The sequence below is a fragment of the Cryobacterium sp. Hz9 genome (assembly GCF_004402825.1).
GTDB lineage: Bacteria > Actinomycetota > Actinomycetes > Actinomycetales > Microbacteriaceae > Cryobacterium > Cryobacterium gelidum.
The window spans coordinates 1-15155 of record NZ_SOFC01000017.1; the positions used below are offsets into that span (position 1 = coordinate 1).

General features: G+C 65.6%; 16 protein-coding genes, 2 tRNA genes and 1 riboswitch. Of the genes, 13 read left to right on the forward strand and 5 right to left on the reverse strand.

Going from position 1 to position 15155, the window contains the following annotated elements; translation table 11 throughout:
• On the reverse strand, window positions 1-213 hold a 213-nt coding region (locus E3N85_RS08855), incomplete at its 3' end, for a hypothetical protein (RefSeq protein WP_198412085.1).
• A gap of 43 nt (window positions 214-256) precedes the next feature.
• Window positions 257-367, forward strand: a riboswitch (TPP riboswitch).
• 31 nt (window positions 368-398) lie between these two features.
• Between E3N85_RS08855 and E3N85_RS08860 the strand changes: the two genes are divergently transcribed.
• From E3N85_RS08860 to E3N85_RS08880, 5 genes are read left to right on the forward strand one after another with little or no spacing between them, the layout of a single operon-like run.
• Window positions 399-1043: an ECF transporter S component gene (locus E3N85_RS08860; RefSeq protein WP_134462312.1), complete on the forward strand. Its 645-nt coding sequence runs from the start codon at window positions 399-401 to the stop codon at window positions 1041-1043.
• Between the two features lie 3 nt (window positions 1044-1046).
• A complete protein-coding gene (locus E3N85_RS08865; RefSeq protein ID WP_134462315.1) occupies window positions 1047-2576 on the forward strand; it encodes an ABC transporter ATP-binding protein in 1530 nt (509 codons plus the stop codon).
• Window positions 2573-3367: an energy-coupling factor transporter transmembrane protein EcfT gene (locus E3N85_RS08870; RefSeq protein WP_134462317.1), complete on the forward strand. Its 795-nt coding sequence runs from the start codon at window positions 2573-2575 to the stop codon at window positions 3365-3367. Before E3N85_RS08865 ends, E3N85_RS08870 begins: the two co-directional genes overlap by 4 nt.
• Entirely contained in the window at window positions 3360-3953 is a 594-nt protein-coding gene (locus E3N85_RS08875) for an ATP-binding protein (RefSeq protein WP_241978401.1), read from the forward strand. The genes E3N85_RS08870 and E3N85_RS08875 overlap by 8 nt, the downstream gene beginning before the upstream one ends.
• A gap of 38 nt (window positions 3954-3991) precedes the next feature.
• Window positions 3992-4264 carry a hypothetical protein gene (locus tag E3N85_RS08880; protein WP_134462323.1) on the forward strand — a complete coding sequence of 91 codons (273 nt, stop codon included), beginning with the start codon at window positions 3992-3994 and terminating at the stop codon, window positions 4262-4264.
• 6 nt (window positions 4265-4270) lie between these two features.
• Here the strand turns inward: E3N85_RS08880 and E3N85_RS08885 are convergent, their stop codons facing one another.
• The 4 genes from E3N85_RS08885 to orn form a co-directional block, all read right to left on the reverse strand.
• Window positions 4271-5572, reverse strand: coding sequence for a hypothetical protein (locus tag E3N85_RS08885; protein ID WP_134462326.1), 1302 nt, complete (start codon window positions 5570-5572; stop codon window positions 4271-4273).
• Between the two features lie 24 nt (window positions 5573-5596).
• A complete protein-coding gene (locus tag E3N85_RS08890) occupies window positions 5597-5947 on the reverse strand; it encodes a metallopeptidase family protein (protein WP_134462352.1) in 351 nt (116 codons plus the stop codon).
• A 52-nt stretch (window positions 5948-5999) separates the two neighbouring features.
• Window positions 6000-6075 (reverse strand) — tRNA-His (locus E3N85_RS08895).
• Window positions 6076-6119: 44 nt separating this feature from the next.
• Window positions 6120-6794 (reverse strand): oligoribonuclease, encoded by a 675-nt coding sequence (gene orn, locus E3N85_RS08900; RefSeq protein WP_134462329.1) that lies wholly within the window; start codon window positions 6792-6794, stop codon window positions 6120-6122.
• Between the two features lie 82 nt (window positions 6795-6876).
• Here orn and E3N85_RS08905 point away from each other — a divergent pair, with 82 nt between their 5' ends.
• The 8 genes from E3N85_RS08905 (at window position 6877) to E3N85_RS08940 (ending at window position 14029) form a co-directional block, all read left to right on the forward strand.
• On the forward strand, window positions 6877-7137 hold the full coding sequence (locus tag E3N85_RS08905) for a thioredoxin domain-containing protein (RefSeq protein WP_134462332.1): 261 nt from the start codon (window positions 6877-6879) through the stop codon (window positions 7135-7137).
• Window positions 7138-7140: 3 nt separating this feature from the next.
• Window positions 7141-8652 carry an ABC transporter substrate-binding protein gene (locus E3N85_RS08910; protein ID WP_134462335.1) on the forward strand — a complete coding sequence of 504 codons (1512 nt, stop codon included), beginning with the start codon at window positions 7141-7143 and terminating at the stop codon, window positions 8650-8652.
• Window positions 8653-8754: 102 nt separating this feature from the next.
• Window positions 8755-9702: an ABC transporter permease gene (locus tag E3N85_RS08915; RefSeq protein WP_134462338.1), complete on the forward strand. Its 948-nt coding sequence runs from the start codon at window positions 8755-8757 to the stop codon at window positions 9700-9702.
• Window positions 9699-10580, forward strand: coding sequence for an ABC transporter permease (locus E3N85_RS08920; protein WP_134462341.1), 882 nt, complete (start codon window positions 9699-9701; stop codon window positions 10578-10580). Before E3N85_RS08915 ends, E3N85_RS08920 begins: the two co-directional genes overlap by 4 nt.
• A complete protein-coding gene (locus tag E3N85_RS08925; RefSeq protein ID WP_134462344.1) occupies window positions 10577-12352 on the forward strand; it encodes an ABC transporter ATP-binding protein in 1776 nt (591 codons plus the stop codon). Before E3N85_RS08920 ends, E3N85_RS08925 begins: the two co-directional genes overlap by 4 nt.
• Window positions 12353-12403: 51 nt before the next feature.
• Window positions 12404-12479 (forward strand) — tRNA-Arg (locus E3N85_RS08930).
• A 168-nt stretch (window positions 12480-12647) separates the two neighbouring features.
• Window positions 12648-12884 (forward strand): helix-turn-helix domain-containing protein, encoded by a 237-nt coding sequence (locus tag E3N85_RS08935; RefSeq protein ID WP_134462346.1) that lies wholly within the window; start codon window positions 12648-12650, stop codon window positions 12882-12884.
• A complete protein-coding gene (locus E3N85_RS08940; RefSeq protein WP_134462349.1) occupies window positions 12884-14029 on the forward strand; it encodes a tyrosine-type recombinase/integrase in 1146 nt (381 codons plus the stop codon). The genes E3N85_RS08935 and E3N85_RS08940 overlap by 1 nt, the downstream gene beginning before the upstream one ends.
• Window positions 14030-15155 lie beyond the last annotated feature (1126 nt).

Genomic DNA, 15155 nt, shown 5'->3' on the forward strand with positions numbered 1-15155 from the left:
CGGCCAGCGCGCAGAGCGGATGCGGCGCGGCCGGCGCGGGCGCCGCGCGAACCGGCGGCGCACCCAGCGCGGCACGCGTGGGCGCAACCAGGCCGGAAAGTGCCACGGGTCGCTCACGGGCAGGCCCTGCGCAATGCGGCGCCGCCGCAGAATGAATCGGCGCATCAGCACGAGGTACAGCGCCGCCAGCACGAGCAGGATGCCAATGCTCATGTCCTTGTCCCCATGCCGCAAGTCTAGGCGAGGCACTATAATTGAGAGTGATCACGGGAGTCCGGTATACCGGGCTGAGAGGAAGCTGACCAAGCTTCGACCGTCGAACCTGATCTGGATCATGCCAGCGCAGGGAGGCTTCTCAATCCCGTGCCCTGTATTCACCTACGGAAAGGGCACGAACAGTGCACGCTACAATCACATCCACGCTGCCGGCCGCGGCGAAGAAACCACGCAACTTTCGCTGGCGTGTCGTCGACATCGTCGTCGCGAGCGTCATCGGCGTTGCGAGCGGGGTCATCTTCTGGGCCTGGGGCCTGGCCTGGTCCCCGCTCAGCGCGATCCTCGCGTTCACGCCGGGCCTCGAAGGCCTCCTGGCCGGCGGCTGGCTGTTTGCCGGGGTACTCGGCGGCCTCATCATTCGCAAGCCCGGCGCGGCCCTCTACACCGAAGTCATTGCAGCCGTCGTGTCGATGCTCATCGGTACCCAATGGGGATTTTCGACGCTCATCTGGGGAATTGTTGAGGGCCTGGGCGCTGAAATAGTGCTGGCCCTGTTCTTCTACGCGAACTGGCGCCTCGGCGTCGCGCTGCTTGCCGGCGCCGGCGCCGGCGTGGCCGTAGGCCTGCTCGACACGACCTTCACCAGTTATTCGGCGCTGGATTTTGGTTTCAAGGTCATTTATTTCGTATCCGCTGTCGTGTCGGGAACCGTGTTGGCCGGTTTGATGTCTTGGCTCGCGGTGCGTGGCCTGGCCCGCACCGGCGCGTTGAGCCGGTTCGCCGCGGGTCGGGAAGGTTCTCGAGCGCCCTCCGCCGCGCTCAGCTAGCGGATGCCTGAAACCTCGCCGTTCACGCCCGCTCCCGGCCCGAAGATTCGAGCCGCGCAGATCCACGCCCGCGACTGGGGCTGGCGCCACGCCGGGCGCCACAACCAGGCGGTGTCCCGGCTCGACCTGCACATCGAGCCCGGCGAGCGGGTCCTGCTGCTCGGTGCCAGCGGCGCGGGTAAAAGTACCCTGATGCACGCCCTGGCCGGCGTACTCGGCGACGCCGAGGACGGCGATGAAACGGGCAGCCTGCTCATTGACGGGCGACGCGCGGCCGAGGCACGCGGGCGCGTCGGACTAGTCCTGCAAGACCCGGACTCCCAGGTCGTGCTAGCCCGGGTCGGAGACGACGTCGCGTTCGGCTGCGAGAACCTCGCCGTTCCGCGCGCCGAGATCTGGCCGCGCGTGCGGCGGGCCCTGGCCGAGGTTGGCCTGGACTTGCCGCTCGACCATCCCACCTCGCGCCTGAGTGGCGGCCAGAAACAACGCCTCGCCCTGGCCGGCGTGCTCGCCATGCAGCCGGGACTGCTGCTGCTCGACGAACCGACCGCGAACCTCGACCCCGCCGGCGTCATCGACGTTCGCGACGCCGTCGTGCGTTCCCTCGACCAGTCCGGGGCAACGTTCGTCGTCATCGAGCACCGGGTCGAAGTCTGGCAGGACATCGTTGACCGCGTCATCGTGCTCGACGCGGCCGGCGGCGTGCTGGCTGACGGTGCGACCCGTGAAATCCTGTCCAGCCAGGCCGAACGGTTGGCGCAGGCCGGTGTCTGGGTGCCGGCACTGCCGCCACGGTTTCCGACGCGCCACCCGATCGGTCATCCGCAGACCCTGCTGCGGGCCGAGGCGCTCGCGGTCGGTCGCGTTCCGTTTGGTCGGCGCACGGCATCCGTCGTCGCCGATGGCATCACCCTCGACGTGCGCGCCGGCACGGCCACCGTCCTGACCGGACCAAACGGCGCCGGCAAATCCACCCTCGCCCTCACCCTGGCCGGTCTGCTCGCGCCGGCCGGGGGAGCACTGCGCGCGAGCGACGGCTTCGCGGCCGGCATCAACCCCCAGCCGCACCGCTGGCGCTCGAAGCAGTTACTCACCCGCATCGGAACCGTCTTCCAAGACCCGGAGCATCAGTTTCTCGCCGCCACGGTGCGCGACGACCTGCTGATCGGTCCGCGCGCCCTCGGGCTCAGCCCCGCCGAGCAGACCAGCCGCGTGGACGAGCTGATGCGCCGACTGCGACTCGATCATCTCGCCGACGCCAACCCATTCACCCTGTCGGGCGGCGAAAAGAGACGGATGTCCGTCGCCACCGTGCTCGCGACCCGCCCTCGCCTACTCGTGCTCGATGAGCCGACCTTCGGACAGGACTCCCGCACCTGGCAGGAACTCCTGATCCTGCTAGCCGAGCTGCTCGACGAGGGAATTGCCCTCATAGCGGTCACCCACGACGCCCAATTCGTCAGCGCCCTCGCTGACGAGGAATACCAACTCGGTCTGCCCGACCCGATCACACTCGCCACGGGCGCGCTGTGAGCCTGCTGACTCCGGCGATTCGCCCGAGCGTCGTCGCCCGACTCAACCCGGTGGCCAAGCTCGCCGTCGCCCTCATCGTGAGCTGCGCGTTGCTGTTGTCGATCGACTGGGTCTCCGCCGGTGTCGCCCTGTTGCTCGAGGCCGTATTGCTGCTCTGGTGCGGCCTGAGCGCCCGGCAGTTCTGGCTGCGCACCGCGCCGGTCTGGATCGCGGCACCGCTGGCGTCAATAACGACGATCCTCTACGGCGAAGATTCCGGCGCGCTGCTCGGGCAGGTCGGATTCATCTCGGTGACCGAAGGCTCTGCCCAGCTGGGCCTGGCGATCGGGCTCCGGGTGCTGGCCATCGGCTTGCCCGGCATCGTGCTGCTCGCCACGACCGATCCGACCGACCTCGCCGACGGCCTCGCCCAGGTGCTGCGCCTGCCGGCCCGGTTTGTGCTCGGCGGCCTGGCCGGCCTGCGGCTCGTGGGTATGTTCATCGAAGACTGGCACTCGCTCACGCTGGCCCGCCGGGCCCGCGGGGTCGGCGATGGCGGTGGCGTGCGCGGCGCCGCCCGGCGGTTCTTCGGCCCGGCATTCTCCCTGCTCGTCATCTCCGTTCGACGGGGCAGCAAACTCGCCACGGCCATGGAGGCGCGTGGCTTTGGCAGCGACGCGCCCCGGACCTGGGCTCGGCCGTCACGGATTCGCCCGGCCGATGCCGTTCTCGTCGGCATCGGATTGGCCATTGCCGGTATCGCCATCGGCGTCGCGGTATGGGCCGAGACCTGGAGTTTTGTTCTTGCCTGAGACCAATCGTTCGCATCAGGCCGGGCCGGTCCTACGGAACTTCACGACATTACTGGCACCCGTACTGCGGGCAGTGGGCGCTGCCGGGCCGACCCCGGTAGTGCTCATCGACGGGCCGAGTGGCGCGGGCAAGAGTACCCTCGCCGACGCACTCGTCGCGCAGTGGCCGGGCACGGTGCACCCACAACTCGTGCGCCTGGATGACATCTATCCCGGCTGGGATGGCCTCGACTCGGCCATCCGACATCTGGGTCGGTTCGTGCTTGCACCGCGGCACCGGGGAAAGCCCGCGGCCTGGCAGCGCTACGACTGGACCAAGAACCAGGCGGCGGAGTGGCATCCGCTTGACGCCGCCCGTCCGCTGATCGTGGAGGGCTGCGGCACTCTCGCGGCCGTGCACGAGCCGCTCAGCGACGTGCGGGTTTGGCTGGGGGCTGGAGACGCACTGCGCAAACAGCGTGCGTTGGACCGTGACGGCGAAGCGTTCCGAACACACTGGGACCAGTGGCAGCAGGAATGGGCGACGTATGTCGAGCAGGAGACGCCCGAGAATCGCGCGACCATTCGCTTGCGGGCGGCCGACTAATCGGCGATAGCACGCCGCAGAGGACTAGATTGTGTGCCATGAGTAATCCCGACCGTGACGATTCCGGTACACCCACCCTGTATATCGCCGAGTTCATCGACGGCCCACTCGAGGGCCAGATCGATTCCCGGGCGCTCGTGAGGGGAAAACACGCGCCGCGCATCAGCATGGTCGCCGCGGTCGGCGGACTGGAATCGGTGTTCTGGTACGACGAGGTCGACGATCGAGACATGAACGGGCAACGCCGCGTACGCTACGCCTTCGACGAGGGCGAGAGTGACCCGATCGATACCGAGGTGGAGCCGCTGTAGCCGGTTCTACTGGTCGAGCAGGGCCGTGATCATCACGATCGGATGCAACAGCCGCCAGCCGAGACCCGGATCGCCGATACCCTCGTCGAGTTTCAGGGCGGCCGACAGCTTCTCCCCGGCGACGGTGAGTCGAACCTGTCCGACGTTCGCGCCGGTTCGCGCCGTCGCGAAGTCCTTGAGCGTGACCGTCGCGGCCGCCGGCGTCGCGGCCTGCCAGGCATAGCGGGTGCGCGCGACGCCGACCACGGCCGCGGCGGTGTCGCCCCACGCTGAAGTGAACGTCGCATAGGAATCACCGGCGGCCAGAACCGGCAGCAGTCCCACTCCTGCGCGCGCGCTCGCCATGAGGGCGGTGAGATCGGCGGTGAGCGCACCATAGGTCGGTTCACCGATGAAAGCGCCCGAAAACGTGAAACTCGAAACGCCGTCACTGACCTGGGCGGTGAACAAAAAACAGACACCGGCGGCGTCCGTGTAACTGCGCGAAATGCCGGTGACACCTTCTTCGGGCAGAAAAGACGTGGTGTTCTCGACACCACGACGGTTAGCCAAAGCGGATGCGGGACTGGACAGCATCGCCGAAACGATCGGGTCGGTCGCGGCGAGGCCCGCGAGGTGAGCCAGATCGGTGGCGGTACCGGCGCTCGCATCGTGCAGCCCGGTGGTGTCGACAACGACGGTGTCGGTCAGTCCGTTGTCGGCGAGCCAGGTATTAGCGGCTACAACGTAGGCGTCGACCGAACCGAAGGCCCAGCGGGCCACACTATCGGCGTGGTTATTGCTCGACCCGAGCAGCAGCGCCTGCAGCAGCTCGAGCTCGGTCCACTGCTCGTCGGCGAAGACCGCGACCGAGCGGGCGCCGACGGTGTCGTAATCAAGGTAGCTCTGAAAGTCGGCTGCCGTGAGGGTTACGGTGGGGCCGGTCCCGCCCGCCACGATCGGTTTGGCGTCGAGAACAACAAGGGCGGTCACGACCTTGGCAATGGATGCCATCGGGAGCGCCTCGGCCGTCCCAGCGACCGCGATCGGTGCCGAGGTGGTCGAACCTGCGCGGGGTGAATCCGCGCCGGTTGAGGTCGTGCCGGAGGTGTCACTGGTCGTGGCGGCGAGCACGGCGATGGCGCTTGCACCATTGGCCGAGAGTACCGGGGGAGTGGGCGCTTCGGCGCTGGCAGCGGGCGTGACGGTGGTGGCCGTGACGGCCGGGAGGGGCCCCAGCAGCGTCGCGGGGCCGTAGATGCCGAGGCCGAGAATTACCACGGTTCCGGCCAGAATGCCGACGAGACGGCCGGGACGGAAGGAGCTCATGCCCCAAGGCTAGACCGCTCGAGGTCAGCCCCAGCCGAGTTCGTGCAGCCTGTCGTCATCAAGCCCAAAGAAATGGGCAATTTCGTGAACCAGGGTGATGTGCACTTCGTCATGCAGATCGTCGAGGCTCGTGCAGATCGCCAGCAATGACTCCCGGTACAACACAATGCGATCGGGCATCTCGCCAAAGCCGTACTGACCGCGCTCGGTCAGGGCTACTCCGTCGTACAGACCCAGGATGTCCAGGGTGCCGTCTTCGGGACGGTCTTCGACCACGAAGATCACATTGTCGAGTCCATCGACCATGTCATCGGGCAGCAGGTCGAGCTCATCGACGACGAGTCGCTCGAATTCGGCCGCGTCCAGTTCCAACATCATCGAACCTTGGCCATAGCGTGCACCGATCGTGGAAAGTGCGGTGTTTCATTGGGGTGAGTAACGGGGATTGAACCCGCGACCTCCTGGACCACAACCAGGCGCTCTGCCAACTGAGCTATACCCACCATGCGTCCCTACGTTTACAACGCGGGGCAACTCCGCAATCCTATTACACCTCGGGGGCGAATAAGTGCACAACGTCGCTGGCGTGCGACTTGGCTTCGTCGCTGGTCGGCCCGGGGTCGGCGACGAACACCGTCTGGCGGTAGTACGCGAGCTCGCGGATCGACTCGAGAATGTCGGCGAGGGCGCGGTGTCCGCCGTCTTTGGCCGGGGCGTTGAAGTACACCCGCGGGTACCAGCGCCGGGCGAGTTCCTTGATCGACGACACGTCGACGTTACGGTAGTGCAGCTGGTTGTCGAGGCGAGGCATGTAACGGGTGAGGAAGGCGCGGTCGGTGCCGATGGAGTTGCCGGCGAGCGGGGCCTTCTGCTCGGCGGGGATGAATTTCAACACGTATTCGAGAACCTGAAACTCGGCCTCGGCGGCGCTGACGCCGTTCGGGATCTCGGTGAGGAGGCCCGAGGACGTGTGCATGTTGCGCACGAAATCGCCCATATTTTCGAGGGCGGAATCGTTGGGCTTGATGATGATGTCGAGGCCGGGGTCGAGCACATTGAGGTCGTAGTCGGTAATGACGACGGCGATCTCGACGAGCTCGTCGCGGTCCAGGTCAAGCCCGGTCATCTCGCAGTCGATCCAGACCAGGCGGTCGGGACTTTTCGACGCCGGGGCGGTCGTGGGGGCGGTCGTCGGTGAGGTACCAGTCGTGCTGTTCGTCATGGTTCGAGTCTACCGGTGGCCTGCGACACGGCCTGTAAACTTGAAGGCCTCCGATCTTTAACGCGCGACCTGCGAGGCCCTGATGGAATTCACACTGTATTCGTCGTCTTTCTGCGAACCATGTATGCAGACGCGAGCGGTCCTCGCCGAGGCAAAACGACTCGTACCCGGCGCCACCGTGCGCGAAGTCGACGTCGCTGCCGCACCGGAGGAGGCTGAGGAGCTGCATGTGCGCAACACCCCCACCGTCATCGTGACGAACGGGGCCGGAACCGAAGTTTTTCGCGCGGCCGGTGTTCCGACCCTGGCTCAGGTTCTCGTCGCCGCAGCTAAAGCGCTCTGAGCGGTGAGAGCACTCACCCGGCGTCGGGTCGTTGCCAGCATTTCGACGGCCATTCTGGCCTCCCTGGGGCTGGTCGGATGCTCGGTTGGGACCGCATCCACCGGCACCGAGCCCGACACGTCGTTGACCGTGGGTCTGCTGGCCACTCCCGGTAACCTCGACTACACCACGACCGCAGGGGCGGCGATTCCGCAGGCGCTGCTCTACAACGTGTACGAGGGACTGGTGAAACTCGACAACGACGGCACCATCATGCCCCTGCTCGCCAAGTCGTGGACGGTCAGCGAAGACGGGTTGGTGTACGACTTTCAGCTCAACAAGGGAGTCACCTTCTCCGATGGGTCACCGTTCACCGCCGCCAGCGTCAAATTCAGCCTCGAACGGGTGAAGGACAACTGGACCGCCAACGGTCCCGCCTACCTCGATCCGATTGCCCAGATTGAGGTGGTCAGCGACAGTCAGGCCCGCATCACCCTGTCGAAGCCGAGCAATAGCTGGCTGTTCAACATGAGCGGTCCGGTTGGCTCCATGTTCACTGAATCCGGCATCGCCGACCTGGCCACCGATGCGGTGGGTACCGGTCCGTATACGGTCAGCTCCTTCAAGAAGGGCGACAGCCTCGTGCTCGCCACCAACGCCGACTATTGGGGTGAGGCCCCGTACATGAGCGATGTGACGCTGCGCTATTTCACCGATGCGACCGCGCAGACCAACGCCCTGCTCAGCGGCGACATCAGCCTCATTTCGGGCATCTCGCAATTCCAGCTGGTCGACCAGTTCAAGTCAAACGCCGATTTTCAGGTGCTGGAAGGCGCCAGCACGGGTGAGGTCACTCTGTCGATGAACAACGCCGGTGCCGCCTTCAGCGATGTGCGGGTGCGGCAGGCGGTCATGTACGCGATCGATCGTCAGGCCGTCCTGGACACGGCGAACAGCGGCTACGGTCTGCTGATCGGCTCCATGGTGCCGCCAACCGACCCCTGGTACGACGCGAGTCTGGCCGATCTTTACCCGTACGATCCCGACAAGGCGATAGAACTGCTCGACCAGGCCGGAGTCAGCGACTTGAGTGTGGCATTCAAGATTCCCAACCTTCCCTACGCCGTGGCCGGCGCCCAGGTGGTCAAGGATCAGCTCGACAAAGTGGGCATCACCGCCAATGTGACGGTGCTGGAGTTTCCCGCCGTGTGGCTGGACGAGGTCTTCGCCAACCACGACTACGACATGTCGCTCATCATGCACAGCGAGCCGCGCGATGCGACCAGCTTCGCCGTCCCCTCCTATTACGCGGCCTACGACTCGCCCGAGGTGATAGCAAAATTCGCTCAAGCGGATGCCGCAGACGCGGCCACCCACGTCGAGCTGATGCGGGAGGCGACGAGGACCATGACCGAGGAAGCCGCTGCCAACTGGCTCTACCTGCAGCCGGCCATCTCCCTCGCCGAGGCCGATCTGCTCGGCGTGCCGAAGAACAGCCCGAGCCTCGCGCTGGATCTCTCGACCATCGCACGATAGCGCCCGTCGAATCCGGTACGCGTACGGTTGATGTTCGGGCGGTTGGCGCGACACTGCCTCAGTGTCGTGCCCACCGTAGATCAGTCAGAGGAAAGTCCCGTTATGGTTCTTGTGGTGCTGCGTCGCATCGGCGTGTTCGCCACCACGGTCGTCGTGGCGTCGATTGTGACCTTCCTGATGCTGTCTATCCTGCCCGGCAACGCCGCGCGCATAGCTTTGGGCGTGCAGGCGACCGAAGCGGATGTCGCCGCCCAGACCACGGCCATGGGACTCGACCGCCCCGCGGTCGTGCGCTACCTGGACTGGTTTGGGCATGTGCTCGTCGGCGACTTCGGCACCTCCACCGTGTCGCGTCGAGCGATCGGCCCCGAAATAACGGATGCCCTCGGCATCACGGTGATCCTCGTACTGACCAGCGTCGTGCTGGCCCTGCTCTTCGCGGTTCCGTTCGGAATCCTATCCGCGGTCCGGCAGCGAAAGCCCGACGGCGCGATCCTGTCGGGCATCAGCCAGATCGGGGTCGCCGTACCCGGGTTTCTGGCCGGGATGCTTCTCGTCACGGTTTTCGCCGTGACGCTGCGTTGGCTTCCGGCCGGTGGGTGGGTTGATCCGGGCGACGATCTCGGGGGATTCCTCCAGCACCTGATTCTGCCCGCGATCGCCCTCGGCAGCGTGCAGGGCGCCGTGCTCAGCCGGTACGTGCGATCGTCGGTTCTCGAGGTCACGCGTGAAGACTTCATCCGCACCGCCAGGGCCAAGGGCCTCGGTGCGGGCAGGGCGCTGTTCCGGCACGGGTTGCGGAACGCGGCCGTTCCGGTGATGACCGTGCTCGGGCTGCAGATCGCCTCCCTGCTGGTGGGCGCCGTCGTGATCGAGCGGGTTTTCAGCCTTCCCGGCCTCGGCAGCCTGCTGCTCGACAAGGTCGCGCTGCGTGACCTGCCCGCAGTGCAGGGCATCGTGCTGGTTCTCGTCGTGTTCGTGCTGCTGCTGAACTTTCTCGTTGACCTCGCCTTCACGGTGATCGATCCCCGATTGCGGAGCGCCTCATGACCGCCGTAGATCGCCGTGGCCCGGCCGCGACCGGGCCACGGCGACGCCCCGCGGCCGCCGGCAGGAACGGCGGAGCAACGCTCTGGGCCGGCCTGGTACTGGTCGGCCTCGTAGTCCTGGCCGCCGTCGTGTCGGTGTGGTGGACGCCGTTCGACCCGGAAGGCGTCTTCCCGGATTCCATCCTGCGACCGCCCGGCACCGAATACCTGCTGGGCACCGACAGCTTTGGGCGGGACGTCTTCAGTTCCATCCTCCGCGGCGCCCAGATCGCCCTGCTCGTGGGCACCGTTGCGGTTGGCATCGCGGCCGGACTCGGCGTTCCCTTCGGCATCGTGGCCGGCATGAATCCCGGCCGAGTCGACCAGTTCATGATGCGCGGTAACGATATCTCGCTCGCCTTCCCCGCCCTGCTGCTCGCGATCATCTTCGGGGCCATCTTCGGAGCTGGCACGATCACCGCCATGGTCGCACTCGGCATCGGCACGGCACCCGCGTTCGCACTCATCGCCCGCAGTGGCACCATGCAGATCATGAGCCGTGAGTATGTGCTGGCGGCCCGTGCCGCGGGCAAGAGCGGCCTATTCATCGGGGTGCGGCACATCCTGCCCAACATCAGCGGCATGCTCATCGTGCAAGCCTCCGTCTCGTTCGGCATCGCGGTTCTCGCCGAGGCCGCGCTGTCGTATCTGGGGCTCGGCACGCCTCCGCCCACACCGTCCTGGGGGCGCATGCTGCAGGAGGCACAGGGCTACCTCTTCGTCGAGCCGCTGCTCATCCTGTGGCCGGGAATCGCCATTGCCATCTTGGTGCTCGGCTTCAACCTGCTCGGTGACGGCCTGCGCGACCGCTTCGACCCCAGGATGCAGGTGAAACGATGACCCCGCCCACTCTCCGCGTGAAGGACCTGCGGGTCGGTTCACCCTTCGCCGAGCTGCTGCACGGCATCAGTTTCGATCTCGCTGCCGGCGAACGCGTCGGCCTCATCGGGGAATCCGGGTCGGGCAAGTCGCTCACCGCGACATCCGTCATGGGGCTGCTGCCGGAAACGCTCACCGCCACCGGCACGGTGCGTCTGAACGGTGTCGACGCCAACCTGCTCACGGCGCCCGAACGCAGCCTGAACCAGCTACGCGGCAACAGACTGGCGATGGTCTTCCAGGAACCGATGACCGCCCTGAACCCGCTGATGCGGGTGGGCGCCCAGGTGGCCGAAATCATGACGGTGCACCACACCGAACCGGGACGGCGTCAGGCCTGGGAACGCGCCGTCGCCCTGCTGGCCCAGGTTAAGCTGTCGAACCCTCGTGCAGCGGCCCAGGCTTTTCCGCATCAGCTTTCCGGGGGGCAACGCCAGCGTGTCATGCTCGCGATGGCGATGGCCAACAATCCGCAGCTCTTGCTCTGCGACGAACCGACCACGGCGCTCGACGTCACCGTGCAGGCGGAGGTACTGAAGCTCCTCGCAAATCTCGTCGCCGACCGGAGCACCGCGCTGCTGTTGATCACGCACGACATCGCGGTGGTCGCGGAGGTGTGCCAGCGGGTGCTCGTCATGTACCAAGGCAATATCGTGGAGGACGGGCCGGTTGCACGCGTGTTGACCGCGCCGCAGCACGCGCATACCCAGAAACTGATTGCGGCTTCCGATCTCTCCGCGGTCGACGCTCGTGGCCGGCTGCACACCAGGTCACGGCTCGTCATCGTCACCCCGATCACACCGGCCGTAGACCCCGTACCGCGCACGATCGAAGCGGATGCCACCGCAGCGCCGATCCTGCCGCACCGGGCCGCACACCAGCACCTCGAACGCGGTGGACCACCGGTGATCTTCAACGCGGTAGCCGGAGCGCCGGCCATCCGGGTGCGCGCCCTGAGTCGGCAGTATCGGCGGCGCGGGGGCGGCGGCCTGTTCGCCCCGGCACCGGTCGTGCACGGCCTGAGGGACGTGTCGTTCGACGTAGCCGAGGGGCAACGGCTTGGCATCGTGGGTGAATCGGGTTCGGGTAAGTCCACGCTCATGCGCATCCTCTGCGCCCTCGACCGGCCGAGCTCGGGCACGGTCGACGTGCTCGGGCAGTCGATCGGGACAGCCTCGGAACGACAACTGCGCGATTTTCGCAGTCAAGTGCAGATCGTCTTTCAGGACCCGATGGGGTCCCTGGATCCGCGCATGAAGGTGCGCGACATCGTCGCCGAACCCCTGCACAACGTGAATCGGGCCGAAGTACGAGCCCGGGTCGAAGCCCAACTGAGCGCCGTCGGGCTCGACGCCGACGTGATGGACCGGCATCCACATCAGTTCTCGGGCGGCCAACGGCAACGCATTTCGATTGCGCGGGCTCTCATCTCCCGGCCGCGAATTCTGGTGGCCGATGAGGCGGTCAGCGCCCTCGACGTGTCGGTACGGGCCCAGGTGCTCAACCTGCTGGCCGACCTCGTCGATGAATACCAGCTCACCCTCGTGTTCGTCTCGCACGACCTCGGCGTCATCCGCCACCTGTGCGACACTGTGGCCGTCATCTCCGACGGACGCATCGTCGAAGGGGGACCCACGGCCGACGTCTTGGACCACCCCCTGCACCCGTACACACGGCAACTGGTCGGTGCGATGCCGTCGATGCACCAATTGGCCCGGCGCGTCAGCAACTGATCTTCAGCGGCGACCGGAGCAGGCCGGCGACCTGTAACCTTGAACAGTACCGCCCCCGTAGCTCAGTGGATAGAGCACCGGCCTTCTAATCCGATTGTCGTAGGTTCGATTCCTACCGGGGGCACCAAAAAAATCGTCTGACCAGGGTGTCTTGTCCTCACCGAAGGGGCAAGACTTGATTCACTCAACGTTTATTCAACGTTTATTCCGCGGCGCCTGCCCCTTGTGGGCGCTCGGAGAGAAGGTACGCGACCCAGTTCGATTCACCTGGTGTGACCTTGGGCACCTACGGGTTATGGATGCTACAAGTCTCTCGGGGCTCGGTTTGGAGCTCGTACTCACGACGAGCGAGCTCGCCAAGTATCTCGGCGTGCACGTGCAGACGATCTACGACCTGCGTACCGATGGCCGCGGCCCATCCGGCATTCGAGTCGGACGGGAGATCCGCTACCGCGTCTCCGATGTTCTTCGGTGGCTGGACGGTCTTCACGAGCCCGTGCCGTCCACGGGCGGCCGCGGGGGCGAGCGCTGATGGCCGGCCGACCCCGACTGCCGATCAGTACGTTCGGCGCGATAAAGACGACCGAGGTCGGTGCAGGGCGTTTCCGGGCGACGGCTCGTTTCCGCGACTGGGACGGTCAGTCGAGGCAAGTCACCGCGACCGGCTCGAGTCGTAACGCGGCGGAGACCGCGCTCAAGGTCGAGCTGGCCACGCGTATGCGCGTCGGTAATTTCGGCGACTCAGTGAACGCGGGCTCGCCGTTCAGAATGCTGGCCGAGGCCTGGCTGGAGGACCTGATGCTCGACGTCGACCGCGCGAACGGTACAAAAACCGTCTACGAGTACGAACTGCGCGGGCTCGTGCTTCCCTTTTTCGAGCACTTCACGGTTCGCGAGGTGACCGTCGGCCGCATTGAGCTTTTCCTGAAGGTGCAGCGCGCGATCTCGTACACGCGAGCCAAGCACTCCCGCACGATCCTCAGCATGGTGCTGGGGTTTGCGGTGCGGCGGGGAATCATCGCGCGCAATCCCGTGAAGGAAACCTCGCGGATGAAGAAGCCCCAGCACACCCCGAAGGCGCTCACGCCGGATCAGGTAGCCGCAATCCGCCTCGCGGCCCGCGACTGGCGCACAGCGGAGGGCAGGATGGGGCCCAAACCCGACGGGCAGGTGCGGGACCTGATCGAGGTGATGCTCGGCACGGCGACGCGTATCGGCGAGACGCTTGCGCTTCGAAAGTGCGACATAGATATGACCGCCGACCCGCCTTGGGTGCACATCCGCGGAACCCTCGTCGTGCAAAGTGGCGCCGGCGTGCTTCGTCAGGCGCATCCCAAGACGCATGAATCGAACCGGGTCGTCGCCGTGCCGCAATTCGCGGCAGAGGTGATACGACGACGTCTAACACTGATCGAGGCGGAGGACGGGGAACATCTGCTGTTCTTCACGCGGAACGGCAAGCCACTCGCGCCGCACAACGTTCGGCGCACATTCCGCGAGATTCTCCGGAACGCTGGCCTCGAAGGCATGGGGATCACCCCCACGCCTTTCGCCGAACGGGGGCGACGCTGCTCGCCAACGAACTGGGTATGCAGGCTGCGGCCGATGTACTCGGACACACGTCGACGTCGACGTCGACGACAAAGGCGCACTACGCGGAGCCTGACCGCGCCGTAAAAACTGAGCCGGCGACGGTGCTGCAGCGGCTGGCTCCGCCTTCGTGAAGAATCCCCTGATCCTCTAAACGCCAACGTCGAACGTTTTGTCCTCCGGGAGATCGAAGCGACTCTCCTGTGGTGGGAGCCTGGCTGCGTTCACACGAAATCGGCGTGAATTCCTGGCGGTCACAAAGGAACCTTGAGTGGGACAGTTGCAACGTTCCGGTAGCGGATCCTTCAACGGCCTCGCTCGGTTCTCATGCGTTGATACGATGCGGTCTGTGTCTATTTGCTCCTAAGACCCATCTGGACGTCAGCCAACGGACCCGGGTGTGGACTGCCGATTGGGGGCGCTACCCGAGGTCCGGAACGCGGGTATCAATGTCGCTTCGCGAGAAAAATGCCTCGACTAAGTCCGTAGGTAAATGAGCTCCGAATAAGAAAGGACAAGTCAAATGCTCCGATGGGGTCGTTCGCGGAAGGCGGCCGCACATGCGATCGAGGCGAATTTGGCACATGTTCGCTTAACCGTTGACCGTCTACTCGAGACGGAGGACCTAAAGGCCAAAGATGCAGCGTCGCGTCGGCGAATCGTCATTTGGACTGGCTTCGCGGTGGCGCTCGTCTTCGGCTTGTTGAGTGTTGGACTACTGGTCTGGTCTCTGCCTGCGTCTCCGACGGCATCCGATCCAGGACGGATCGGGGTAGTTCTTCCCGAGGGCAGCAGGGGCGGCACGATTCAGATAAATGCATCCTTTAGCGGAAAGGTGGACTCGCGGGCGTCGTTCAAAGTCGTCGTGAGCGTGTTCCCTGAGACGGAGGCCACCCCGACGACACCAACATCAATCGGGTTCCTCTTCTGCGGGGAAATCCGCCGAGGCCTGCGCCTGACCGAAGCGAATACGCCTGACCAGCCGGACCTTACGGCAGTTAGGAGACACTCGTTGGAGTCGGACAGCCGACTCCCTACGTGTCAGGGTTGGGTGAGGCCAGTAGCTCAGAGCAAGTCCGCCGTGTGACGTAGGGCGAGAATCAGGAATCATCATCATGTCCAGCCCGTCTTTGATTGCCGTGCGCGACGATAGTCCTATGAGTAGTCCCGGGCCCCGAGCTGGTGGTCCGACCTCGAGAAGGTCGTTCAGCCC

Bases quoted from the DNA above. Each gene is read 5' to 3' on its own strand.
- E3N85_RS08865 (WP_134462315.1), top strand. From the start codon at position 1,047: ATGCCTGAAACCTCGCCGTTCACGCCCGCTCCCGGCCCGAAGATTCGA.
- E3N85_RS08880 (WP_134462323.1), top strand. From the start codon at position 3,992: ATGAGTAATCCCGACCGTGACGATTCCGGTACACCCACCCTGTATATC.
- E3N85_RS08885 (WP_134462326.1), bottom strand. From the start codon at position 5,572: ATGAGCTCCTTCCGTCCCGGCCGTCTCGTCGGCATTCTGGCCGGAACC.
- E3N85_RS08890 (WP_134462352.1), bottom strand. From the start codon at position 5,947: ATGTTGGAACTGGACGCGGCCGAATTCGAGCGACTCGTCGTCGATGAG.
- orn (WP_134462329.1), bottom strand. From the start codon at position 6,794: ATGACGAACAGCACGACTGGTACCTCACCGACGACCGCCCCCACGACC.
- E3N85_RS08905 (WP_134462332.1), top strand. From the start codon at position 6,877: ATGGAATTCACACTGTATTCGTCGTCTTTCTGCGAACCATGTATGCAG.
- E3N85_RS08915 (WP_134462338.1), top strand. From the start codon at position 8,755: ATGGTTCTTGTGGTGCTGCGTCGCATCGGCGTGTTCGCCACCACGGTC.
- E3N85_RS08920 (WP_134462341.1), top strand. From the start codon at position 9,699: ATGACCGCCGTAGATCGCCGTGGCCCGGCCGCGACCGGGCCACGGCGA.
- E3N85_RS08925 (WP_134462344.1), top strand. From the start codon at position 10,577: ATGACCCCGCCCACTCTCCGCGTGAAGGACCTGCGGGTCGGTTCACCC.
- E3N85_RS08935 (WP_134462346.1), top strand. From the start codon at position 12,648: ATGGATGCTACAAGTCTCTCGGGGCTCGGTTTGGAGCTCGTACTCACG.
- E3N85_RS08940 (WP_134462349.1), top strand. From the start codon at position 12,884: ATGGCCGGCCGACCCCGACTGCCGATCAGTACGTTCGGCGCGATAAAG.